The organism is Vibrio sp. RE88, from assembly GCF_013113835.1.
GTDB lineage: Bacteria > Pseudomonadota > Gammaproteobacteria > Enterobacterales > Vibrionaceae > Vibrio.
The window spans coordinates 311,091-332,250 of record NZ_VTYQ01000004.1 but is presented as its reverse complement, the minus strand read 5'-3'; the positions used below and the strand labels follow the sequence as shown (position 1 = coordinate 332,250).

Below are 21,160 nucleotides of genomic sequence, written 5' to 3'. Positions count from 1 at the left end.
CTTAGTTCTAGTTTAGTTGCATAATCAACAAGTCACCTAATAAAATACTCGATAATACATATCCCACTTAATATTCAGATCAAAAATCAATACTGACAGGTTCTGACACTCCCCTGCCATAAACTCAGTTTCGAACTCAACACTAATAGAAAAGGAGTAATACAATGGAAAACGTTATTGAAATGGTTAGCTTTACGCTACTGGCAGGAACAACATCTGAAGACTTTATCGAAGCGGCTAATCAAAGCCAAAAATTCGTTGCGACATTAAAAGGCTTCCAATATCGTTCTTTAAGCCATGATGCAGAAAACGATACATGGACCGATGTGGTTTACTGGGACTCAATGGAAGACGCTAAGTCGGCGGGCGAACAGTTTGTAAACTGTGCAGAGTGTCAGCCGTTAATGGCATTGATTGATTCTGAATCGGTCAACATGCAACATCAAGTTCTACGTATGAGCGATCTGGCCGCTAAGTACCAGTAGGATTGACTTAACGCTAGCTTAAGGAGGGTGCATAATGTGCCCTCCTGTAAGGAGAAAGGAACAAGATGAGTAAATCTGAACGACTGTTTGAGCTGCTGACTTTGCTACGCTCAAAACGTTATGCAGTCACTGCTTCTGAGCTAGCCCAAACTATGGAAGTGAGCGAACGAACTATCTACCGAGATATTCAATCACTCATGAATTCCGGGGTTCCAATTCAGGGCGAAGCAGGCGTTGGTTATATCTTGCAGGCAGGCGCGCATTTGCCACCATTGATGTTCTCAGAACGAGAAATGATGGCTCTGGAACTCGGAATGAGGATGGTTCGGGCTTGGTCAGACAGTGATCTAGCTGATGCGTCCATCAGCGCTTCAAACAAAATCCTCTCCGTATTGCCAGACAAACTCAAACAGCAGGTTGAGAGCTTTCCGATATTGGTGCCTGACTTTTATACGCAGACAGAATCTGCTCGCCACGGGCAAATGCTCAGGCATGCGATTGATGCAAAGTTGAAAATAGACATTGATTACGTCGCAGAAAGTGGGTCTAGAACGCACCGTACTCTGCAACCTCTCGGACAAATGTTCTGGGGAAAAGTCTGGACGCTAGTCGCATGGTGCGAACTAAGAGACGATTATCGTCATTTCAGATTGGATCGAATTGAAAAGCTGAGCATCCTAGACCAGCAGTTTGAGACCAATAAAACTAAGTCTCTAGAGCACTTTATTACGCTTTACTCACCAAAAGATTAACCAGCAAGCTTAAATATTACAGGAGTTATATTTACCGCCATCATACACCCGTTAAAGTCATTAACCACGTCAAACTCAACGTATTCCATTATGTACGGGGGCCCGTTCTCTCTACTCATATCTCTGACGTGAAAGAAGACCGTCTGATGTGAGTTTCTCTTGAAAGAGATTAAACCGTAGCCACGTTTGGCATCATACTTTACGATTATTCCCTGCATATTCGTGCTACATATCTGCCGCCTATATTGACAATAGATACTCACTGCAGGGAATAATGGATCACACAGTAATTAAGCGCGTAGAATACTCTTCAGTTCAAGTAGTGATTCAACCGTGTAGTTTGGTTCAATCCCTTCCACTTCATCTTCTTGGGTTGTATTTAACCAGCACGTCTCAATCCCAAAGTTAATTCCACCTAAGATGTCAGAATGAGGGTTATCTCCAACCATCAACACTTTACTCTTACAAGGGTTACCCATCTTTTCTAGTGCGTGAGAAAAAATCCCCGCATCAGGCTTAGCAATACCGACTTCTTCAGAAATGATCACGTGCTCGAAGTAATCTGTCATTCCTGTTCGTTCTAATCGAATCGCCTGAAGTTCGGTAAAGCCATTGGTAATGATCCCTAGCTTGGCTTTGCCTTGTAATGCCTCCATGAGCTCTTTCGCTCCAGGTAGCAAGGTACAAATGTCAGCCATTGCATCAAGGAAAGCACTGTTCAGTTCAGAGGTCGTTGTCTCAAGCTTCTCAGCCCAGCCTTTAAATCGGGTGTGCTTTAATTCATGTGCAGTGATGGTGCCATTCTGGTAATCGACCCAAAGTGGTTTGTTTACTGTTTGGTAATGGCTGTAGTCTTCTTGGGTAAATTCAATCCCTTTGCGAGAGAACATCAGCTGCATCCCTTTAAAGGCATCAAAATGGAACAGGGTTTCGTCAGCATCGAATAAGATCCAATCGTATTTCATTTTTCTCTCCTCAATTTTCGTCGCTAGTGTAGATTGTTTTCCTCAAGATGATAATCTACTAATCAAGAAACTGATTGTTTACTATTACTCAACCAATGCAAGCCTATTCATCGATACCTGTTTTTGTCGCCGTGGTAGAAAGTGGCAGCTTCTCCACTGCAGCTGAGAAGCTTCATATCACCAAGTCTGCGATCAGTAAGCGCATTAACCAACTAGAAGATGAGCTGGGTATTCGCCTTCTCAATCGTACCACTCGCAAATTAAGCCTCACCGAAGCCGGACAACGCTATTACGATTACGTCGCTCAATCACTTAGCCTTGCACAACAAGGTATTGATGCCGTTACTGAGCTGCAAGGAAAGCCAAGGGGTAAGCTCAAGATTACGGCACCGATGTCCTTCGGTGTTCTACACGTTGCACCTTTGGTCGCAGAGTTTCTGACTCTATACCAAGATCTAGAAATTGACCTGCAACTGGAAGATCAAATGGTAGACTTGGTCCAAGACGGATTTGATTTAGGCATTCGCATTGGTCATCTACCACTTTCTAACCTGGTTGCTAAGAGGCTAGCCACTTGTCGTAGTATTCTGTGCGCCTCTCAATCTTACTTAGACGAGCATGGAGAGCCAGAAAAACCCAGCGATCTGAGCCTTCACAATTGTCTACGTTACGCCTATTTTCGTGGCGGTAGCGAATGGACTTTTGAAAGCCCTACAGGACCATTTAGTGTGGTGCCTAAAGGTAAACTGGTCGTAAACAACAGTGAAGCAATCCGCAGAGCTCTGTTGGAAGGCTTGGGGATTGGTCAATTGCCCACATTCATCGTGGCAAAAGATATTGTCGCAGGTAAGCTCAAACCCATTATGACGGCATACGCACTTCCTTCTCACTCTGTTTATGCTGTTTTTCCAGAAAGAAAACACCTACCACTAAAAGTCCGCGTGTTTGTGGATTTTATCGCCGAGAAATTTGGGTCAGATGTCCCCTATTGGGATTTGACTCCACCAGTACATAAACCTTGAACAATGAGTCAATCAAGATGTGACTCTGTCCTCATATAGCTGTGAATTACTCGACTCTAACTCGATTTCATGACCTAAAACAAAGGCGAGAACACCATAAAGGCACACAATTGAGCGACTCATTGTTCCGCTGTATCCGAGGTCTTTATGAAACGATTTTTTCCTTCCAGTGTGATGCTCACCCCATTCGTGGTAAAACATTATTCTCAGCCAGAACAAGACGATATAGATATTGAACCCAGTGATGACTTTGACGAATGCAGCGAATCGGAAGAGAAAGAATGAGACCCACTTCCGGTCCAAGTAGCATATTTTCATCTAACCTATTGGCGTCAGTTCGATAAGGAAACAATAATGAAAAAAATTGCAGTTATCCTCAGCGGCTCAGGCGTATTTGATGGCGCTGAAATTCATGAATCCGTACTTGCGCTACATGCCATCGAAAAACAAGGAGCAAGCTGGCATTGCTTCGCGCCAAACATTGAGCAGCTTCATGTGATAAACCATATTACTGGGGAAGAAATGGCGGAGACACGCAATGTCTTGACTGAAGCTGCTCGTATAGCACGGGGCAACATTGAAGATGTGGCGAAACTCAATACTGAAGAATTTGACGCACTCCTTCTGCCTGGTGGATTTGGGGCGGCAAAAAACCTAACTGATTTTGCAGTCAATGGAGCCGAGTGCAGCATCAATACTCACGTCGCTTCTGCTTGTCGAGCTTTCGCCCAAGCCAGAAAACCAGCCGGCTATCTGTGCATTGCACCGGCTATCATTCCGATGATTTACGACAATGGCGTCAAAGGGACGATCGGCAATGATGAGGTCACTGCTTCTGCATTCAATGCATTGGGAGGCGAACACATCACTTGCGAGGTGGACGACATCGTCTTCGATGAAGAACACAAAGTGCTTTCAACACCTGCATATATGTTAGCGGGCAATATTTCTCAGGCAGCCAGTGGCATCGAAAAACTAGTAAGCAAACTTGTAGAAGTTGCTTAATTTCTCCATTCAACACTACAGCCCTCTGCTCAATCAGAGGGCTTTTTTTCATTTTTCATACAAAGCCATCACTGAAAAACATTACGACAATCACGGTTCCTGTTGAACAAACGGTTGCGGTAACCCACTAATATTTAACATTTTTATCATTATCGGAATGCTCATCTGACCAAGCTCACAAATCCAGAGCATACCTACCACTTTTGGGTAGGCAAATTGTTTGAGATCAAAATTGCTACGACCTTGGATATGCCAATCTATCTGCAGTTTTTATTCTAAATATATTCGGAGCAAGTCGATGACAAGTGCATTTTTTATCCCTACTGTAAACTTAATGGGTGCTGGCTGTTTAAAGGACGCAGCAGACAGCGTGCAGTCTCAGGGCTTCAAAAAAGGTCTGATCGTTACAGACAAGATTCTTAACCAAATCGGTGTAGTAAAACAGGTTCAAGATCTACTGACAGAACGTGACGTCCAAACTGTAGTTTTTGACGGGAGTCAGCCTAATCCAACCATCAGCAATGTAAACGACGGCCTGGCTTTATTGGCAGACAATGACTGTGATTTCGTTATCTCTCTAGGTGGTGGTTCACCGCATGATTGCGCTAAAGGAATTGCATTAGTGGCTTCAAACGGTGGCAAGATCGGTGACTATGAAGGTGTTGATCAATCTGCAAAACCAATGCTGCCACTCATTGCCATCAACACAACTGCTGGTACTGCGTCTGAAATGACTCGCTTCTGCATCATTACTGATGAAGAACGTCACATTAAGATGGCCATTGTTGATAAGCACACAACCCCACTGATTTCAGTGAATGATCCAGAGCTGATGCTGGCGAAACCTGCTTCATTAACAGCAGCAACAGGTATGGATGCCCTAACCCACGCCATTGAAGCGTATGTTTCTATCGCTGCAACACCAATCACTGACGCCGTCGCCATCAAAGCAATAGAACTTATTCAGGCGCATCTACGCGCCGCTGTAGAAAATGGTGAAGATATCGAAGCTCGCGAACAAATGGCTTACGCGCAATTCATGGCGGGTATGGCATTCAATAATGCGTCTCTTGGCTACGTTCACGCAATGGCTCACCAGTTAGGGGGCTTTTACGATCTGCCACACGGCGTATGTAATGCGATTCTTCTACCACATGTGCAGCGCTACAACGCGCAAGTGTGTCCTGAGCGTCTATGTGATGTGGCTAAAGCAATGGGTGTTGATGTTGAAAGCATGACAGCAGAGCAAGGGGCTGAAGCGGCAATCGATGCGATCGTAGCGCTTGCGAAAGACGTGGGCATTCCAGCAGGCATCAAGGAACTGGGTGCGAAATCTGAAGACATCCCAACGCTAGCAGACAATGCGCTAAAAGACGCGTGTGGCTTCACTAACCCGAAACAGGCGACCCACGAAGAAATCTCATCAATCTTCGAAGCCGCCATGTAATACCATTTTCTTTTCCTAACTCAAGCCTCCTTCGGGAGGCTTTTTTGGTCAGCGAAAAGCTCAGTATGCGCGGGTGAGAAGCCCCAGTATTGAAGCGTCAGTTTCACCAAAATACAAAGTCACCGACTTGGTCTCGCCTTGTGCAAAACTGCCATCTTGATCGATACGCGTTGGCGACACATAGTGCTCGTTACCAAAATACGCTTTGATTTGTTTAGGCTTTAAAGTGATCCCGCCACCAGAGTTATTGGTCACCATAGCTTGTACCATACGCTTCCCACCCTGACTGCTATAGATGTCGTAAGATTCTAAACTGAAGTAGCTGTGTGCAGGTTTATCGCGATTGTGTTTCGGTTCAGGAACATAAACCGAGCCATCTATTGTTCGAACGTAGTGCATCGTGTCCTGAGACTTTTCGATGCTGTTTTTAATATCTCCCAGACCAATATCATCACTATTATCTGTAGCGTATGCAGAAAAAGAGCCTATTGAGACGATTACCATGAGTAAATAGCGAGCTAGCATTACGTATCCTAATTGCGTTGTTGAAGTTCAACGGCGCACAAGTTTAAGAAACACCTAGTCGCATTTGTCAATCAGACGTTAAATTGCCTTCATTAACAAGTTAAGATCTCATAAAAGCAACCCAAAGCAATTCATCGAAAAATACGCCAAATATATAAGATAGAAACACATCAAAGAACGTAATCATTTCACGCAATTATTGATAATTATTTCATTAAAACCAAGCTGTTACCAAAAACTCTTAAGCGATGTAGAATGTTGTTATCCATTCAATCAAGGAGTGTGGCACGATGAAAGTGAGTATTATTGGTTTAGGCAGTCTTGGAGGGTTTCTCGCCGCTCGATTGTCTTCTTTTCCCGATATTCAAATCCAATGGGTCTATAGAGAGAGTTCCATCAGGCAAGACGAACAGGTGTTGCTTACCTATCCGGAAACCGATGAGCCACTGATTGGTCAAGCACACGCCACCAGCCACGGGGTAGAACAGGTGACAGGTGATGTCGTCTTTATCACCACCAAAGCACACGATAACAGCGCCTTATTCGAGCAAGCCAAAGCCTGGACAAACAAAACTATCGTTTTACTCCAAAATGGCATCGGGGAAGATGACAAACTCGCTCAAGCCCTAGACTCGAGTAACGCTATCATCAGCGCGATCACTCATTTAAAAGCCAGTTACACTACCGCACCTTATCAGGTCACTTTGCATAATCAGTTACTGGATTGTGTTTACGCTGTCCATCAAGGCCAAGCGAACCCGTATCTGGATTCCATATTGAGTCACGCCTTTGACGAGGTAAAACGCGAAACAAGCACTTACCATGCGAGGCTGCCAAAACTTATGATTAGCTTCGCTGCTAACGCTGCGTCGTTTATCTTTGATTCGGACATGTATGGCCTAGCCAATAACGCCAAGTGTCGTGAGTTAATGCTAGATATTGAACAAGAGTTCTTGGCACTGTTTGATGCGTTGTCTGTTCCGCATCCCAAACTCACTATTTCTGAGCTGCTCTCTTTGTTAGATGCCCCCAGCTACCAGAATGCCTATTTCAGCATGAAAGAAGATTTCGACAATGGAAAACAAGTCGAGTTTGAGACCATTTTTGACGCGAGCATCCAATTAGCAAACAAGTACCAATTACCTTTCAAATACTGCTCGGACGTACGTGACAGAGTAAAAGCGCTGCTTGAGACTCAACGTCAGCACATAACAACATAATGCTAGATGAGCTGGATAAAGAAGCCACACTTATTCATTGCGAAACGCCCCTGTGCCCCCACATGGCGATAAGCAGTACCAGCAAGTGTGGCTTCCTATCCGCTCATATGCATACGTGCTCAAGGCACCCTAAACAAATATAGAGTGCCAGTGCTGCAGCAAAACAATTATGTCTAAGCGTTAACTAGAAGGATTGACGCCTAAAGGTTAGATACTCAAATCTTCCAGTAGATCAGACTTGGTACGTAATTTGGCGGGAAGTTCGATATTCGGCTCTTTAAGCACTTCTTGGTTGGTGACCTTGAAAACAAAATGAGCAACCCGCTGTGCTATCCCCTCTAAGTCCTGAGCCGATGTAGCAATAAAAGATTTCGACGTTTGCAGCGCTTCCAATGCAGGGTCGGTTCCGTCTATTCCCACCACTTTGATGCGGCCAGAGTAGCCCAGTTCGTCTATCGCCTTGGCAGCAACCAATGCCGGCCTATCCCACGCTGACCAAACTCCTCGGATTTTTCCTTCACTATCAGCGGTAAGAACTTTCGCCAGTTTCTGTTTGAAAGCTTGATAATCAGATTTAGCAACATCTGGCTCTATAGTGCTGTGCACACGAATTTGGTAATGGTTTTCAAACTCTTGCTTTGCTGCTAATTCGCGCTCGTAAACAGGTGGGTAGGCTCGATAACTCACCATCACTACCTCCCCTTGAAAATTCATATCCTTCGCAAGGTAGGCTGCCGTTTCACGTGCCATCGCGGTATTGTCACTGGTGACGTTCGCCACAAAATGTCGTGAATGTAACGAATCCATACCGACGACAGGAACGCCTTGCTCTTTAGCGATCATTAAATACTCTTCAATAGAGCTAGGGTCTGCATTAACGACAATGGCCGATGGTTTGGACTTAGCATAAAGACTTTCGCCCAGTTCAACGGGATCAGAGACCAGATTGATGTTCCAGTGTTTATCCCATGAGACTTCCTTAAGCTTGTCTACCATGATTCTAGTACCAGGCTCCTCAAGCCATGGGGTATAAAGAAGGATATCTTTGGTATCACTAGCATACGCGATATTGCTCAGTTGCAGCATAGGTGCGAGCAAGGCAGATAACTTGAGTAGCTTCATTTTCTTCCATTCAATTTTAATGACTAAGGTTTAGAACATATCAAGCCCACCACTCGGTTCAATAAACTCAAGTTTAATCAAGTCATTTAAACTTAATTAATCTTATGTAAATTGTCTTAACTGTCTAAAACTAAAACAATATCCACCCAATCTAAGATAAGGAGTAGTCATGATTTTTTGGGTGTTGTACTTGGTGGCAATTTACGCAGGAGTGTCTTTATTTGTTCCCGAGGTTCGAGAGCTGGTGCTAACCGCAGCAATCCTTTTCAGCCCGTTGTGCTTGGGGTTGCTTCTGCTGTTTAGCAGAGAAAATGAATATCGCTTTATGGTAGTGATATCCTTATTAGGTTCTATCATTCTACTAGCCCTGATTCTCGCTCAGCAGCATCTATCGCCGTCAACTCGTGGGGTCGCCTTCTTAGCCTTTGTGATGCCGATTGCGTTCTTTGCCGACAGGATCATCATTGGTTTGAAAAATAAGTACACAAAGCGAACTCAGGAATTCTAAAGGGCGGCCATCATTACGACAGCGTAACTGATAGTCGAATTGAATTTGGTTCAGAAGGAGTGAAACGGAAAGGATAAGCTCTCATCAATTTACGCAGCGCGCTCTGGGCATAGTGCCCAGAGCCTAGTCTTTAATCTACTTTTTTGTAGAGATACGCGGCTCTTTCAGTAAAGAGTACAAACCCGCTGTTTGCTCTTTTAATCGGTACAACCATCATATCTTCTCTTCCCATGGTTCCTGGGCCAATGATCACCTTTTCTGTAAATGGAATGTCTCTATCCGAAGGCTGGAACGAGACATGCTCCTGCTCATATAGGGACAGTCGATAGTCATCGTAGACATAGACGCCTTTAGTAAAGGAGCCGCTCTTTCTTCGAGTATATAAGTTGAGCTCATACACATTTTTTGAGTTGAGCTCCAATTCAGTGCGTAGACTGAGGAACAAAGCCCCGTTCGAGTTCTTCGTTTCAACATGAGACTGAGTATCGGAGTAATAGACACCCGAAGAAAGACCATAATTTTCTGAATGGTAATACCAACCCGTCATGAACGGCAAAGTCGACACTAAGACAAACCCCGTTTTATTCACAGATGACCTCTGCGATCTTCGACGGAAAGCTCAGTGATTCTAACTGTTCATTGATGATAATAGAGATACCATCATTGGTAATTACAGCTGACCGGCCGAAATCTTTCCTGTTTCCGCTGGACTTTGACACATACGAGCAAGACTCATAAATGCGATAGGAATAGTCCTTAGCAGCATCTGGGCCAGTAAAACCCTTAAACACAACACTGGAGTATATACCTGCAGCAAAAAACAACGTGGCAGAAGACAAGTAGAACACAGCCTTCTTAGTGCTCCACTTCTCCAGCAACTTATGCTTTTTGGCTTCTACGTGTTCGCCAGCATCTTCGACAAGCGCTGATGCTTCCTGAGCACTGTTGATTTCGCCGACGAAACGATAGCCTCTGCCCCGCTCGGTCTTAATCACTTTGCCATATTTATCGTCAAAAGCCTTTCTGCAATAAGACAATGCATTCATTAAACTGCTTTCTTCCACAAAAATGCCTTTGCGTGTCCATACGTGGTCCAACAAATCCTTTTTGGACAGCAAAGTATTAGAGTTATCTATAAAGTAAGTTAACAGTTCAATTTCGTTAACACCTAAACTAATGATGTAATTAGTCTTTGTGTTTTTGACGATTCCTTTTTCAAGATCAACCTCGAAAGATCCATTAATTGTAATCATTATCCTTGCCAGTTTTATATCTATATTTTATTTATAATTTCGAAACTAATTGTAAATTTCGATAAAGGGCAATTTATATATAATGCCTCTACTACTGTACTCAGGAGGGGATAAAAACTTTGTTTCTACTACCTATTCTACACTTTAAACGTTTATTGATGCCGACAGCATGGCAATCGCAACAAAGAGTACAGCAACTGAACAGAATACTAAAAATGTGACCAAAATCCGACAGTTAATAATCTAATTAAGGTTTATATATCTTTAATACTCGTAAATTCTTCTGATATCCGCATAAAAATACATCAAACATACATAAAAAACATGCAAGATAAATAAATATCAAAACAACCAATAGGCATGACCACATTAGAATTAATGTTAATCTGAGAGCTAAGCATTCAACATTTGGACGATAAATATTCTGTTCTATTAGGTTTTGAATAACGCCTTCTGACCTCAAAATAGACACCAGATATATGGTTAATTTTAATCCCTACTTCTTTATGGTTATTATTGGCTCCCAATATTGATAGATTAGAAATTACAAAAAGTAGGTTAAGTACTACACTCTCTAAACCAACGGAGGTGGTTATGAAAATACAATTGACCGTTATTCTCGCGCTTGTTAGCGTATTTGCTACAGCTGGCGAAAATAAAATTTACAATGTAAATGGTAATGAATATGAAGGGTATTGGGCAAAAGTCAGCGATGACGCCCCACTCATATTACTGGTTCATGATTGGGACGGGTTAACCGATTATGAAATGAAACGCGCGCAAATGCTTAACGACCTAGGTTACAACGTTTTTGCCGCCGATTTATTTGGTAAAGGCGTTCGACCAACTGAAGTAAAGGATAAAAAGCAACACACTGGCGAACTGTATAAAGACAGAGATAAGCTTAGAGCTTTAATGCAAGGGAGTTTAGATTACGCTGCCACTCTTGGTGGTAATGCGAGTAATACCGTTGTTATGGGTTATTGCTTCGGTGGAGCTGCAGTATTGGAATCCGCACGAGCTGGAATGAAGGCCAAAGGCTTTGTTACCTTCCATGGCGGATTGCAGACACCTCAAGGCCAATCTTACCAAGAGACCACAGCTCCCATACTGGTTTTGCATGGCACAGCTGACAGTGCGATCCCAATGGAACAGTTCGCAGCATTAGCAAGCGAGTTAGAAGCACAGAACGTAGCCCATGAGATGATCACCTACAGCGGTGCCCCTCATGCCTTTACTGTATTTGGCAGCGAGCGCTATCGAAAGGAAGCCGATGAAAAATCCTGGCAGCGTTTTACGGAGTTCCTCGCCTCTTCGACAAACTAGCATCGATTAAACCAGAGCCTCAACACCTCGAATCCATCTAGGTAGATTCGCATTGAACCAATCTAGATACTTTTGAAGTTGAGGCTTTTGTCGTTCATATAGCAAATTAGTGACCTCTACCACTATCCAAGCTTTAGCAATCATCACATGGCGGAACAATTCCTCTCTTGGCATCGCTTTATGTACATCCATGTAGCTATCTACAATGCGCAGCATGGCTTCTTCATCCCCTAACCCTTTGATTAAGGGAACAAGATCAATCGCCGGGCTACCTGTGCTAAAACGTTCCCAGTCAAACAATACCAATTCCCCATTCTCTCTGCGCCCCCAGTTACCATCGTTGGTATCACCAGACAAGAGCGTTGGGTAATCAAAAATGATATGACTTTGCGACTGCAACTTTTTCAGCACGCTCTGTTCTTGAGAGTTGAGAGATAGGAGCTGAAAGGCTGTACGTAGAGCATCGTCACTCCAGCAATGCTGTTTGAACTTCCAGTCAGGATCTATTGGTGTTTGGTGTATAGCCGCGATCTGGCTAAACACTTGGCTTGAACGGGTTAGCTCCTCGAGTGTCACCGAATGAGGGATATACTCGATAACGATGGAATCAGCGTCAGCTTGGATAAAACGAGGTGACTGCACTCCTCGTTCCTTCAACGCTTTAGCAGCAGTGAGATAGAAATCCCGCTCTATCTCATTCACGCCTTGCTTCTGAATGTACCTCTGCCCTTGCCTTTCAATCAAACGTACTTTCGCGCTGCCCATTTGTGACAATTCGTTGTCTGTACCCATACTCTCAATCGCCGAGAACGTTATTAATCTATGTTCATACACTACCTGACTTTCAGTAGTGACCAAACAAAAACGCCCCATAACTTTGTTACAGGGCGTGTAAGTTTCACTTTAACGAATGTTAAGGCGCTGAATCCACTTCGACTGGAAGGTAATGCTTAGGTTCCAGCTTAAGCCACTCTGGCAGTACGGTACCAATGGAGATAGAAGACCAAGTGCCCGACAGAATGCCAATAAACATCGCGATCGCAAACCCTTCAAGAGCATTACCTCCCATAATCCACAAAGCGGAAACCGTTAGCAAGGTTGTGCCTGACGTCACCATGGTTCGAGAGAACGTCGCGATTACCGCTTGGTCGTTAATTTCGTCTATAGGCGTCTTCTGTTTGGCTACCAGTAACTCTCGAATTCGGTCTGCGATAATGATGGAGTCATTCAGCGAGTAGCCCAGTATCGCCAAAATCGCGGCAAACACGGTCAAATTGAATTCCATTTGTGTCGCAGCAAAGAAACCTAACACCAATACGACATCATGCAGTAGCGCAAGCAATGAGCCACTCGCTAGTCTCCATTCAAATCGGAAACACAAATAGCCCAGAATACACAACATCGAAATCAGCAAAGCCAGTCCGCCTTGGTCAACCAAGTCCTGTCCGACTTGCGAGCCCACCATGCTATTGCTGACTACATCAACCTGATGAGAGACCCCAGCTAGTACAGAGGTGATGTCTGGTGCCGTCGCTTCATCTTCTGGAATTGGGTAGCGTATGATCCAACGACCATCCTGATCAGAATGCGTCACTGAAGTAAACTCACCTAATGAAGGCTGAAGTGCTTCAAGTAAATCGTTGTTATTCAGGTTTTTGTCCACCTGCACTTCTGTCACCATGCCTCCGGTAAAGTCCAACCCCATATTGAGGCCTTTTACCGCGAATGCACCAAGAGAGATAACCATGAGTGCAACCGAAACAAAGCTGGTGATGTAACGGATACGACGGATATTTTGTTTTAGATATTCAACCATAATTAAACCCTTACATCACGACGGCTATCGCGTCCCCAAACTAAATTGATAATTGCACGAGAGGCAAACACGCCACTGAACATACTGGTTAGCAATCCAAGCCCTAACGTCAGAGCGAAGCCTTGAATTGGGCCGTTACCGATTGAATACAGAACAACCGCGGTGATCATAGTTGTGATGTTGGCATCGAGAATGGTGCTCAGCGCACTCCCAAAGCCCAAATCGATGGATTGAGCAAAGGTTCTCCCCTCCGCCAATTTGTCTTTGATCCGTTCGAATATCAGAACGTTAGTATCCACCGCCATACCCACGGTTAACACCAAACCAGCGATACCCGGTAGTGTTAATACCGCGCCCGGCAGTAAAGCAATTAAACCCAGCAGACTGACCATATTGACTACAAGTGCAACATTAGCCACCCAGCCCAAACGTCGGTACCACAACGCCATGAACGTCAGTGTCATCGCCATGCCCAAGGCTAACGCAGCAAAACCATTTTCAATGTTTTCTGCACCAAGTGATGCGCCGATGGTGCGCTCCTCAACGATCGTGACAGGCGCAGTTAGTGAACCTGCACGAAGCAGCAATGCTAAGTTCTGTGCTTCATCCAGAGAGCCGGCTCCTGTGATTCGGAACTGACTACCCAACTGGGATTGAATGGTTGCAACACTGATGACCTTCTCGCTACGTTCTGTCTCGCCATTAGCATTGGTGGTGTACTCACGGTACACGGTCGCCATTGGCTTACCAATATGCTTGCCGGAGAAGTCACTCATGGTTTTACCACCCGAGTGATCCAGCGAAATGTTAACTTCTGAGAAGCCCATTTTGTCCACGCCAGCACGTGCATTCACGATGTGTTCACCGGTTAACACAGGGCGTTTTGACAGCACTACATCACGGCCATCATTATCCTTAAGCACAATGTCCCCATAAGACACGCCTTCGGATGGCGATTTCGCTTCATGGAAGGCCAACGTCGCCGTTGCGCCAATGACGTTCTTCGCCTGAGAAGGATCTTGCACACCCGGCAGTTCAATGCGAATACTGTGCTCGCCCTGGCGTTGTACCAAAGCTTCCGTGATCCCAAGCTCTTCAATACGATCACGCATAATTTTCAGGTTTTGCTTGATGGTGACAGTTTGAAACTCAGATTTGTTCTGCACTGTCGGCTTAACCGCTAGGTAATCTGAATGACGTTTAATGTCCCAACCCGGATAGTTTTGACGAATATAGTTCGCAGACTTAGTTAAAGCCTCGCCTGAATTACTTTTCAGATCAAAACCATCCACGCCGACTTGGGCAAACTTAACGCCTCGAATGTGCTCTTGACGCAGCATGTCACGCATTTCATCGACGATAGTGTTGCGTTGCTCTTCAAACGCTTTATCCACGTCCACATTCAATAAGAATTGCACACCACCACGTAAATCCAAACCAAGCTTGATTGGGCTGAAACCCATATCACTTAGCCATTTTGGTGCGACAGACACGTAAGAGAAGCTAATGGCGTCTTGCTTACCCAATAAACCATTCAGTGCTTCGCGTGCATGGGTTTGATCGGTTTCGTTATCGAACACCAATGTGGTTGAGTTCTCTTGCTGAGTAATCTCGTTAGCGTGAATGTTTCGTTGTTCCAAGTAGCGGTTTAGTTCCACTGGATTGTCGATAACTTTATTTTTTTGTGACGCTGTCACCTGAATGGATGGTTGCTCACCGTACCATGTGGGGATCGCACTGAGTGCAAGCACAATAACTGTCACGATCAGCACTGCGTATTTCCATGCCGAGTAGCGGTTCATCACTCTCGCATGTTTCGTTTTAGGCGTATTTTTCTTCATAGTTATATCTTTACATGCAGTACCCAATCAAAGTCTTAGCTGAGATAGGTACAGAAAGTCATCTGACTCTTAAGTTTGGTCAGTCGTAAAACAATGGATTGAATCTGCAAGAGGGTGACGACTTTGTGCCAATGCGTAAGATGGCTACACATCAGAGGTGATAAGTGAGGAGCCAAAGGGCTTAAAGCGAGCCGATAAAACTAACCACACCTGTCTTACAGATTTGATAGAAGTAGTTAGACGAATTGAGCGTTCAGGGCTACATACAGCGCGTTGGATTCTTTCCAACCCGAGATGCGATGATTTGAAGTGAACGAATTAGCGACCCAGTAGTCGTTGTGAACCAGTGGGTAAAAGTAAAGATAATTTAGAGGCAGAGACGCCTGACTGGAATAATGGCCATCGCTGGTTCCCGGTGCTTCTCCTTCCTCTGAATGACGATCAGATAAGCTCCAGCGGTTAAACTGAACAATGGCCAAAACATCGGTGTCAATTTCAGACTGTGACACCGGGCTCTGAGATGTTTCTTCTTGTTGTGACTCTTCAAATAGAGTCTGATAATCCGCTTGGGATTGAGGTAAAGCATGGGCCGTATGGCGATTTAAGCGTGCGCTGGCTTCATTTTCGGCTTGCGCAAAATACGCCAATGCTTGCGTTGGTAACACCATCGTAAGCAAAGTAAGCCAGAAAAATTTGATTAAACGTTGAGCCATTCACGACACCAATACTAGAAGACAACTGGATGGTAAGTCCAAGTCTGTCTATAAACAACTAAAATGTTCTAAAACCTAATATTGCACATTTAACCGCTAAACCAAATTGATTAAAATCCGTAAAACACCTGAGTTGTCTGTCGCTAGCGATAGAATATCTCTCCGGTTTGCACGTCCAGATAGATCTTGTTTGCCTGCTTAAGCCCACCGCAGTATACAAAGTAGACATCTCTTTCTTCAAACGTCAAAGAGCGAACCCAACCACTGGTTTCTTCAAAGTCTTCTGGTTCACACGTTTTTTCTTTGAGCAGTTGATCCGTCTTTTTCACAAACATCTCAAAGTACTGTTTGAAATCATCAGACTTTTCTATGTAACTGCTGACAGTCTCAACCCGCTCCTCTTTGGTAATGGTTGGCGCGACTTCCAACAGTGCTTCCATTGGCACCCATTCTGCGACTTCTTCCCCACCCTCTTCGTAGACATAGTAGGGAGAAATTCTTCCCCAGCCGTCTTTTTTCTCAAGAATATGCAGTTTGTCTCCGCGATAGGCCACACTTTCGACGAACGCGTCATACCTCGGGTATTCTCTAATCCCGAGTTTAGGTGGGCTAACGTAAAAATCTGTCACTTCAGGTTTCGGTGGTGGCGGCGCTTCTTCTTTCATCGGCGCTGGCGGTGGTTCTTTGTTTTCTTCCATCAACGCAGCCGCAGCGGCCGCATCTTGTTGCGGTTTTAAGTAGAAGATGTAATAACCACCACCCGCACACGCAATGCCGAGCAACAGAAGAACAACCATGAGTATCTTTTTCATATTGAGTTAGCGTCTTATCTATACTTAAGCCATCTTTCATGAACAATATAGCTAATATGAAATGGCACGGGCTATATCTCACTGTAGCGGCATTCTGGCTGATCACTTTACCAATAAAAAGTTTTGGTGAGCATTGTCGTGAAGATACGTGGAATCAAGCCCTCAAATCTCAGGCGGAAGTCGAACATTGGTATAATAAAAAAGCACTGAGTTTCAATCAATTACTCGAGGCTCATCGCCAGCAGGTATTTTTGCATCAGGAATTTTCTGAACAAGAGATTGCAAGTTTCTGGCAACCGGGCAAACAAGCCCTCCACGACAAAATGAATCGCCAGATAGAAGCCGCGAACATCGTAATTCAAACGCTGAACCAGGAGATAAACACGCTCAACAGTGAATCTGCCATCATAGATAATGCCATCATGATGTGGGAGAGCATTCATCACCACTGCAAAATCGCAGGACATAAACTTAATAGCTCTTCTAGCCTGACCTACATACAGCTTAATCAGGCGTTAATGCACGACTCTAATACATTACTAAGAAAGGTTGATTTGATTCGAAGCATCTACCAACAAGAGATCGTTACTTTGGCAGATGCTAAAGAGCACAGCCGTCATTGACTTGGATTCAAGCACAACTCACCAACTTATTGTAGTGGGCAGCACGGCCATGCTTAAGTTGAGGTTTTACAAACTCCCTGAGTTGATTAATCGAGAAAGGTTTATCCAGACACTCTAAACCAAAGACCTCTCCTAGTTTCCTGTCGTTACCCAGCAGTACCAGTCGCCCACCCTTTTCGAATAAAGAGCCCGTATGAAGCTGAGAGCAAAGCATTTCGATATCGCGTTCTGAACTAAGTTTGCTATCAGTATCCAACAATATTAAGTCTGGCGCTCCTTGGCTCCAAAAATGCTTTATTTGATGGCGCCTGTGAAGTTTCAATGCTTGAGGGTGGGAACATGCCAAGATCTTTGGATCTTCGCAAATCGATACTATCGTGTTTCGTATCGTCGTACATATCAGTGGGTATTCACTGATGATTAATACATCCAACGCTCGTTGCCTCTACTTCCTACCAATTAAAATGCCACAGTTAGCGTGGCAAGGGCGACGAGATTCCACAAACTTCAATAGGAATGCAAATGATTAATTAACATAGAATATCAACAACAAGCCAAAAACCAATAAACTATATACATATCAATATATTATTATAATTTATAATGATAATTCCTGAGCATTATGAAGTTTTCTGAACACAGGTTTTAAGGAAAGTCATACCTGCTTATTGATTTGTAATTGGCCAGCACTGTTGACTCCATTTCTTTAACCACAACCTTTGTTCAGGCATTAAAGGCATCAGCACTATACTTCTCTATGTTTTCATAAACTTACTCAGCCAAATTACAGACTTGATATGAAAGTAATAGGTGTTGGAAGGTACTTGAGTCGATAAGCATTACCGGATCAATGAACTTCAATTACTACCTCTTTTGTAAAACGCCACTATCATCACCAACAATAGGAACAACACCTGAGTGTTCAGTAAGGTCAATCCGCGTCTTACCCCACTTCAAACACAACACTTAGCACCGTTCAACAAACAACACCTCATCAGTGACGCTCTGGTAACAGGCCTTTTATAATGCAAGCTATAATTCACACTCATACACAAAGAACTCACTGTTGATCATGGTAGGGGTTGTCACCGCCTCTCTATTACACATAAACACGATCACTGAGCCAGTAGTTCAAATCACTGCCGTCATCCTAATTACGTATTTGATGGGGAACACGCTAAAGCGCAGCCTAGCTAGAAATATGCGTTTATCTATCCAGCGAGCAATAAAACGAAATGAGTTTCTCCCTTATTATCAGCCAGTGATGGATGTATCCACACATCGTGTCGTCGATATGGAAGTCCTTCTTCGCTGGAAGAAATCTCAGGAGATTGTCCCGCCGTCTGAATTCATTCCGTTTTTGGAGCAATCAAAGTTGCTCCACACGGTGACATTGCAACTTATCCATCAGGTCCTGCAGGATATCGATTGCAAACAGGTGGCGTCAGTTAGTATCAACCTGCCACCTATGTTGCTTGAAGACGTCAGCTTTACCAGCCAGTTGATTGAAAGGTTAAAGCAAGAGCCCTTGCCCCCAAAGTGGCTCAATCTAGAAATAACGGAAAGACAGCCCATTGCCGATCTGTCGGTTGCCAAAAGGCATATGGAAGCGCTAAAGGCTGTTGGAGTCGGTTTTAAACTCGATGATGCTGGAACCGGATACGGAGGCTTCAGCTATCTGCAAGAACTTCCGTTTGATGTGATGAAAATCGATCGGCTATTTGTCGCGAATATCGGCAAAAACAAAGCGAATCGTTGCGTCATTGACGAAATTATTCGCTTCGGAACCAATATTGGTATGACTCTCATAGCGGAAGGTGTCGAAACTGCCGAACAATCGGCGTACTTGCTGTCGAAAAATGTACATCAACAGCAAGGTTTTCTGTTTGCTAAACCTATGCCCTATGAACAACTCACGGATTGGCTTAACCAATACAAACATTCTTCATGTTAAACGTCTCTAGAAGTATGACTGGCAGGCTCTGAACAAGCCGAATGACGGCCTCAACCTATCGTGCAATTAACAATGAAGTTGTTGTTCCACTGCAACTGCTAATGCAACGGTTGCTCCCACCATAGGGTTATTACCCATTCCGATAAAACCCATCATCGCGACGTGGGCAGGTACTGAAGAACTGCCAGCGAACTGGGCGTCTGCGTGCATTTTACCCATGGTGTCTGTCATACCATATGACGCAGGGCCTGCTGCAACGTTGTCTGGGTGAAGGGTTCGACCTGTGCCACCACCTGACGCAACTGAAAAATAGTGCCGACCTAGTGCATTGCATTCCGATTTATAGATACCAGCGACGGGATGCTGGAAGCGTGTCGGGTTGGTTGAATTACCAGTGATACTGACATCTACCGATTCTCGATGCATGATGGCAACGCCTTCACGTACCTCGTCGGCACCGTAACACAAGATATCCCCTCGTGTGCCTTCAGAGAATCGCTTGCGTTCAACTTCGATGAGTTGATTAGTTTGGTAATCAAACTCTGTTCGAACATAGGTAAATCCGTTGATGCGGGAGATAAGATAAGCGGCATCTTTGCCTAAACCGTTCAGGATAACCTTAAGTGGCGTTTGTCGAGATTTATTGGCATTGAGCGCAATTTTAATAGCCCCTTCTGCAGCAGCAAATGACTCATGCCCTGCCAAAAATGCAAAGCACTGGGTTTCTTCACTGAGCAGGCGAGCAGCTAACGCTCCATGCCCTAGCCCAACTTCTCGCTGCGCCGCAACACTGCCCGGTTTGCAATATGCCTGCAAACCTTCTCCTATGATATTTGCTGCGTCTACCGCTGTCTGGGCTTTTCGGCTAATAGCGAGTGCGGAACCTAGTGTATAAGCGTCGCATGCATTATCAAAGGCTATGGGCTGGGTCTCCAGCACGACTTTTTTAGGGTCAATACCAAAGCTCATACAGTAATCATGAGCTTGCTCGATGGAAGATAAGTTCATCTCTTGAAGTAATTGAGTCATTGAAACGTTCATAACGACAGGCTCCTATTAAGCGGTACGTGGATTGATGACTTTGCTGGCTTCGTCAAATCGGCCATAACTGCCCGTCGCCAGTATCATGGCTTCTTGCGCATCCACACCCTGTTCAATGTCTGCCATCATCTTGCCCAAATTTAGATACTGGTACCCAATTACCTCATTTCCTTCATCTAGTGCCAGTTTAGTGACATAACCTTCCGCCAGTTCCATGTAACGCACTCCCTTAGCAATCGTTGAGTAACTAGTGCCTACTTGGCTGCACTGTGATTTACCTAAGTCTTCAAGAGCCGCCCCGACTTCTAACCCGCCTTCAGAAAAAGCCGACTGTGTTCGCCCATAAACAAACTGAAGAAAAATTTCTCGCATTGCAACGTTAATGGCATCGCACACCAAGTCAGTATTCAGTGCTTCCAGAATGGTTTTACCTGTGAGAATTTCCGCCGCCATAGAAGCAGAATGCGTCATGCCTGAACAGCCGATCGTTTCGATTAACGCTTCTTCAATAATGCCTTGCTTCACATTAAGCGTCAGCTTTGCAGCCCCTTGTTGCGGGGCGCAAGTACCGACGCCGTGGCTTAAGCCCGAGATGGCTATGACTTCTTTTGGACGAATCATTCGCCCTTCTATCGGAATAGGAGCAGACGGATGTAATTCCCCGCGTTGAATCGGGCACATGGATTGAATTTCAGAAGAGTATTGCATGGCGTTTTCCTTTGATTTCGGA

Annotated in this window: 24 protein-coding genes; 11 read left to right on the top strand and 13 right to left on the bottom strand. The window is 44.5% G+C overall.

What is annotated here, in order from left to right:
* Positions 1-164 precede the first annotated feature (164 nt).
* Together F0265_RS11625 and F0265_RS11620 are read left to right on the top strand one after the other, a co-directional pair.
* Entirely contained in the window at positions 165-485 is a 321-nt protein-coding gene (locus F0265_RS11625) for a hypothetical protein (protein ID WP_171339686.1), read from the top strand.
* Between the two features lie 65 nt (positions 486-550).
* Positions 551-1,237 (top strand): YafY family protein, encoded by a 687-nt coding sequence (locus tag F0265_RS11620; protein ID WP_171749000.1) that lies wholly within the window; start codon positions 551-553, stop codon positions 1,235-1,237.
* Between the two features lie 290 nt (positions 1,238-1,527).
* Here F0265_RS11620 and yjjG read toward each other — a convergent pair whose 3' ends face one another.
* Positions 1,528-2,202 (bottom strand): pyrimidine 5'-nucleotidase, encoded by a 675-nt coding sequence (gene yjjG, locus F0265_RS11610; protein ID WP_171748998.1) that lies wholly within the window; start codon positions 2,200-2,202, stop codon positions 1,528-1,530.
* Between the two features lie 95 nt (positions 2,203-2,297).
* Between yjjG and F0265_RS11605 the strand changes: the two genes are divergently transcribed.
* The 4 genes from F0265_RS11605 (at position 2,298) to yiaY (ending at position 5,676) form a co-directional block, all read left to right on the top strand.
* A complete protein-coding gene (locus tag F0265_RS11605) occupies positions 2,298-3,224 on the top strand; it encodes a LysR family transcriptional regulator (protein ID WP_171749146.1) in 927 nt (308 codons plus the stop codon).
* A 147-nt stretch (positions 3,225-3,371) separates the two neighbouring features.
* A complete protein-coding gene (locus F0265_RS11600) occupies positions 3,372-3,509 on the top strand; it encodes a hypothetical protein (RefSeq protein ID WP_171748997.1) in 138 nt (45 codons plus the stop codon).
* Between the two features lie 69 nt (positions 3,510-3,578).
* A complete protein-coding gene (gene elbB / locus F0265_RS11595) occupies positions 3,579-4,229 on the top strand; it encodes an isoprenoid biosynthesis glyoxalase ElbB (protein ID WP_171748996.1) in 651 nt (216 codons plus the stop codon).
* A gap of 298 nt (positions 4,230-4,527) precedes the next feature.
* Positions 4,528-5,676, top strand: a complete 1,149-nt coding sequence (gene yiaY / locus F0265_RS11590; protein WP_171748995.1) for an L-threonine dehydrogenase — start codon at positions 4,528-4,530, stop codon at positions 5,674-5,676.
* A 60-nt stretch (positions 5,677-5,736) separates the two neighbouring features.
* Here yiaY and F0265_RS11585 read toward each other — a convergent pair whose 3' ends face one another.
* The gene (locus tag F0265_RS11585) at positions 5,737-6,201 is read right to left on the bottom strand and encodes a hypothetical protein (RefSeq protein WP_171748994.1); all 465 of its coding nucleotides are present in this window, start codon (positions 6,199-6,201) and stop codon (positions 5,737-5,739) included.
* Between the two features lie 290 nt (positions 6,202-6,491).
* Between F0265_RS11585 and F0265_RS11580 the strand changes: the two genes are divergently transcribed.
* Complete coding sequence (locus F0265_RS11580; protein WP_171748993.1) at positions 6,492-7,421, top strand: ketopantoate reductase family protein; 930 nt, start codon at positions 6,492-6,494, stop codon at positions 7,419-7,421.
* 207 nt (positions 7,422-7,628) lie between these two features.
* On the opposite strand, the gene F0265_RS11575 is transcribed toward F0265_RS11580, so the two are convergent.
* On the bottom strand, positions 7,629-8,543 hold the full coding sequence (locus F0265_RS11575) for a substrate-binding domain-containing protein (protein ID WP_171748992.1): 915 nt from the start codon (positions 8,541-8,543) through the stop codon (positions 7,629-7,631).
* 169 nt (positions 8,544-8,712) lie between these two features.
* On the opposite strand from F0265_RS11575, the gene F0265_RS11570 reads away from it, so the two are divergent.
* Entirely contained in the window at positions 8,713-9,051 is a 339-nt protein-coding gene (locus F0265_RS11570; RefSeq protein WP_171748991.1) for a hypothetical protein, read from the top strand.
* A 130-nt stretch (positions 9,052-9,181) separates the two neighbouring features.
* Here F0265_RS11570 and F0265_RS11565 read toward each other — a convergent pair whose 3' ends face one another.
* Both F0265_RS11565 and F0265_RS11560 read right to left on the bottom strand, forming a co-directional pair.
* Complete coding sequence (locus tag F0265_RS11565; protein ID WP_345775866.1) at positions 9,182-9,640, bottom strand: hypothetical protein; 459 nt, start codon at positions 9,638-9,640, stop codon at positions 9,182-9,184.
* Positions 9,633-10,304 carry a winged helix-turn-helix domain-containing protein gene (locus tag F0265_RS11560; protein WP_171748990.1) on the bottom strand — a complete coding sequence of 224 codons (672 nt, stop codon included), beginning with the start codon at positions 10,302-10,304 and terminating at the stop codon, positions 9,633-9,635. Before F0265_RS11560 ends, F0265_RS11565 begins: the two co-directional genes overlap by 8 nt.
* A 594-nt stretch (positions 10,305-10,898) precedes the next feature.
* On the opposite strand from F0265_RS11560, the gene F0265_RS11555 reads away from it, so the two are divergent.
* Positions 10,899-11,630: a dienelactone hydrolase family protein gene (locus tag F0265_RS11555; RefSeq protein WP_171748989.1), complete on the top strand. Its 732-nt coding sequence runs from the start codon at positions 10,899-10,901 to the stop codon at positions 11,628-11,630.
* A 6-nt stretch (positions 11,631-11,636) separates the two neighbouring features.
* Here the strand turns inward: F0265_RS11555 and F0265_RS11550 are convergent, their stop codons facing one another.
* The 5 genes from F0265_RS11550 to F0265_RS11530 form a co-directional block, all read right to left on the bottom strand.
* Positions 11,637-12,422, bottom strand: a complete 786-nt coding sequence (locus F0265_RS11550; RefSeq protein WP_171748988.1) for a hypothetical protein — start codon at positions 12,420-12,422, stop codon at positions 11,637-11,639.
* Between the two features lie 121 nt (positions 12,423-12,543).
* Positions 12,544-13,446 carry a protein translocase subunit SecF gene (gene secF, locus F0265_RS11545; RefSeq protein ID WP_171748987.1) on the bottom strand — a complete coding sequence of 301 codons (903 nt, stop codon included), beginning with the start codon at positions 13,444-13,446 and terminating at the stop codon, positions 12,544-12,546.
* A 2-nt stretch (positions 13,447-13,448) separates the two neighbouring features.
* Complete coding sequence (secD, locus tag F0265_RS11540; RefSeq protein WP_171748986.1) at positions 13,449-15,287, bottom strand: protein translocase subunit SecD; 1,839 nt, start codon at positions 15,285-15,287, stop codon at positions 13,449-13,451.
* A gap of 236 nt (positions 15,288-15,523) precedes the next feature.
* Complete coding sequence (locus F0265_RS11535) at positions 15,524-16,000, bottom strand: hypothetical protein (RefSeq protein ID WP_171748985.1); 477 nt, start codon at positions 15,998-16,000, stop codon at positions 15,524-15,526.
* A 143-nt stretch (positions 16,001-16,143) separates the two neighbouring features.
* Positions 16,144-16,812: a hypothetical protein gene (locus tag F0265_RS11530; protein ID WP_171748984.1), complete on the bottom strand. Its 669-nt coding sequence runs from the start codon at positions 16,810-16,812 to the stop codon at positions 16,144-16,146.
* 38 nt (positions 16,813-16,850) lie between these two features.
* Here F0265_RS11530 and F0265_RS11525 point away from each other — a divergent pair, with 38 nt between their 5' ends.
* On the top strand, positions 16,851-17,435 hold the full coding sequence (locus F0265_RS11525; RefSeq protein ID WP_253809434.1) for a hypothetical protein: 585 nt from the start codon (positions 16,851-16,853) through the stop codon (positions 17,433-17,435).
* 7 nt (positions 17,436-17,442) lie between these two features.
* Here the strand turns inward: F0265_RS11525 and F0265_RS11520 are convergent, their stop codons facing one another.
* Entirely contained in the window at positions 17,443-17,694 is a 252-nt protein-coding gene (locus F0265_RS11520; RefSeq protein WP_171748983.1) for a hypothetical protein, read from the bottom strand.
* A 942-nt stretch (positions 17,695-18,636) separates the two neighbouring features.
* Here F0265_RS11520 and F0265_RS11515 point away from each other — a divergent pair.
* Positions 18,637-19,389: an EAL domain-containing protein gene (locus F0265_RS11515; protein WP_171748982.1), complete on the top strand. Its 753-nt coding sequence runs from the start codon at positions 18,637-18,639 to the stop codon at positions 19,387-19,389.
* A 66-nt stretch (positions 19,390-19,455) separates the two neighbouring features.
* Here F0265_RS11515 and F0265_RS11510 read toward each other — a convergent pair whose 3' ends face one another.
* Positions 19,456-20,430 (bottom strand): GGGtGRT protein, encoded by a 975-nt coding sequence (locus tag F0265_RS11510; protein WP_171748981.1) that lies wholly within the window; start codon positions 20,428-20,430, stop codon positions 19,456-19,458.
* Between the two features lie 15 nt (positions 20,431-20,445).
* A complete protein-coding gene (locus F0265_RS11505; RefSeq protein WP_171748980.1) occupies positions 20,446-21,138 on the bottom strand; it encodes an iron-sulfur cluster assembly scaffold protein in 693 nt (230 codons plus the stop codon).
* Positions 21,139-21,160: the final 22 nt, after the last annotated feature.

Coding starts and splice junctions, on each gene's coding strand:
- F0265_RS11575 (WP_171748992.1), bottom strand. CDS start 8,543: ATGAAGCTACTCAAGTTATCTGCCTTGCTCGCACCTATGCTGCAACTG.
- F0265_RS11620 (WP_171749000.1), top strand. CDS start 551: ATGAGTAAATCTGAACGACTGTTTGAGCTGCTGACTTTGCTACGCTCA.
- secD (WP_171748986.1), bottom strand. CDS start 15,287: ATGAAGAAAAATACGCCTAAAACGAAACATGCGAGAGTGATGAACCGC.
- F0265_RS11605 (WP_171749146.1), top strand. CDS start 2,298: ATGCAAGCCTATTCATCGATACCTGTTTTTGTCGCCGTGGTAGAAAGT.
- F0265_RS11515 (WP_171748982.1), top strand. CDS start 18,637: ATGCGTTTATCTATCCAGCGAGCAATAAAACGAAATGAGTTTCTCCCT.
- F0265_RS11580 (WP_171748993.1), top strand. CDS start 6,492: ATGAAAGTGAGTATTATTGGTTTAGGCAGTCTTGGAGGGTTTCTCGCC.
- F0265_RS11585 (WP_171748994.1), bottom strand. CDS start 6,201: ATGCTAGCTCGCTATTTACTCATGGTAATCGTCTCAATAGGCTCTTTT.
- F0265_RS11570 (WP_171748991.1), top strand. CDS start 8,713: ATGATTTTTTGGGTGTTGTACTTGGTGGCAATTTACGCAGGAGTGTCT.
- F0265_RS11550 (WP_171748988.1), bottom strand. CDS start 12,422: ATGGGTACAGACAACGAATTGTCACAAATGGGCAGCGCGAAAGTACGT.
- F0265_RS11560 (WP_171748990.1), bottom strand. CDS start 10,304: ATGATTACAATTAATGGATCTTTCGAGGTTGATCTTGAAAAAGGAATC.
- secF (WP_171748987.1), bottom strand. CDS start 13,446: ATGGTTGAATATCTAAAACAAAATATCCGTCGTATCCGTTACATCACC.
- elbB (WP_171748996.1), top strand. CDS start 3,579: ATGAAAAAAATTGCAGTTATCCTCAGCGGCTCAGGCGTATTTGATGGC.
- F0265_RS11530 (WP_171748984.1), bottom strand. CDS start 16,812: ATGAAAAAGATACTCATGGTTGTTCTTCTGTTGCTCGGCATTGCGTGT.
- F0265_RS11525 (WP_253809434.1), top strand. CDS start 16,851: ATGAACAATATAGCTAATATGAAATGGCACGGGCTATATCTCACTGTA.
- F0265_RS11600 (WP_171748997.1), top strand. CDS start 3,372: ATGAAACGATTTTTTCCTTCCAGTGTGATGCTCACCCCATTCGTGGTA.
- F0265_RS11535 (WP_171748985.1), bottom strand. CDS start 16,000: ATGGCTCAACGTTTAATCAAATTTTTCTGGCTTACTTTGCTTACGATG.
- F0265_RS11510 (WP_171748981.1), bottom strand. CDS start 20,430: ATGAACGTTTCAATGACTCAATTACTTCAAGAGATGAACTTATCTTCC.
- F0265_RS11555 (WP_171748989.1), top strand. CDS start 10,899: ATGAAAATACAATTGACCGTTATTCTCGCGCTTGTTAGCGTATTTGCT.
- yiaY (WP_171748995.1), top strand. CDS start 4,528: ATGACAAGTGCATTTTTTATCCCTACTGTAAACTTAATGGGTGCTGGC.
- yjjG (WP_171748998.1), bottom strand. CDS start 2,202: ATGAAATACGATTGGATCTTATTCGATGCTGACGAAACCCTGTTCCAT.
- F0265_RS11625 (WP_171339686.1), top strand. CDS start 165: ATGGAAAACGTTATTGAAATGGTTAGCTTTACGCTACTGGCAGGAACA.
- F0265_RS11505 (WP_171748980.1), bottom strand. CDS start 21,138: ATGCAATACTCTTCTGAAATTCAATCCATGTGCCCGATTCAACGCGGG.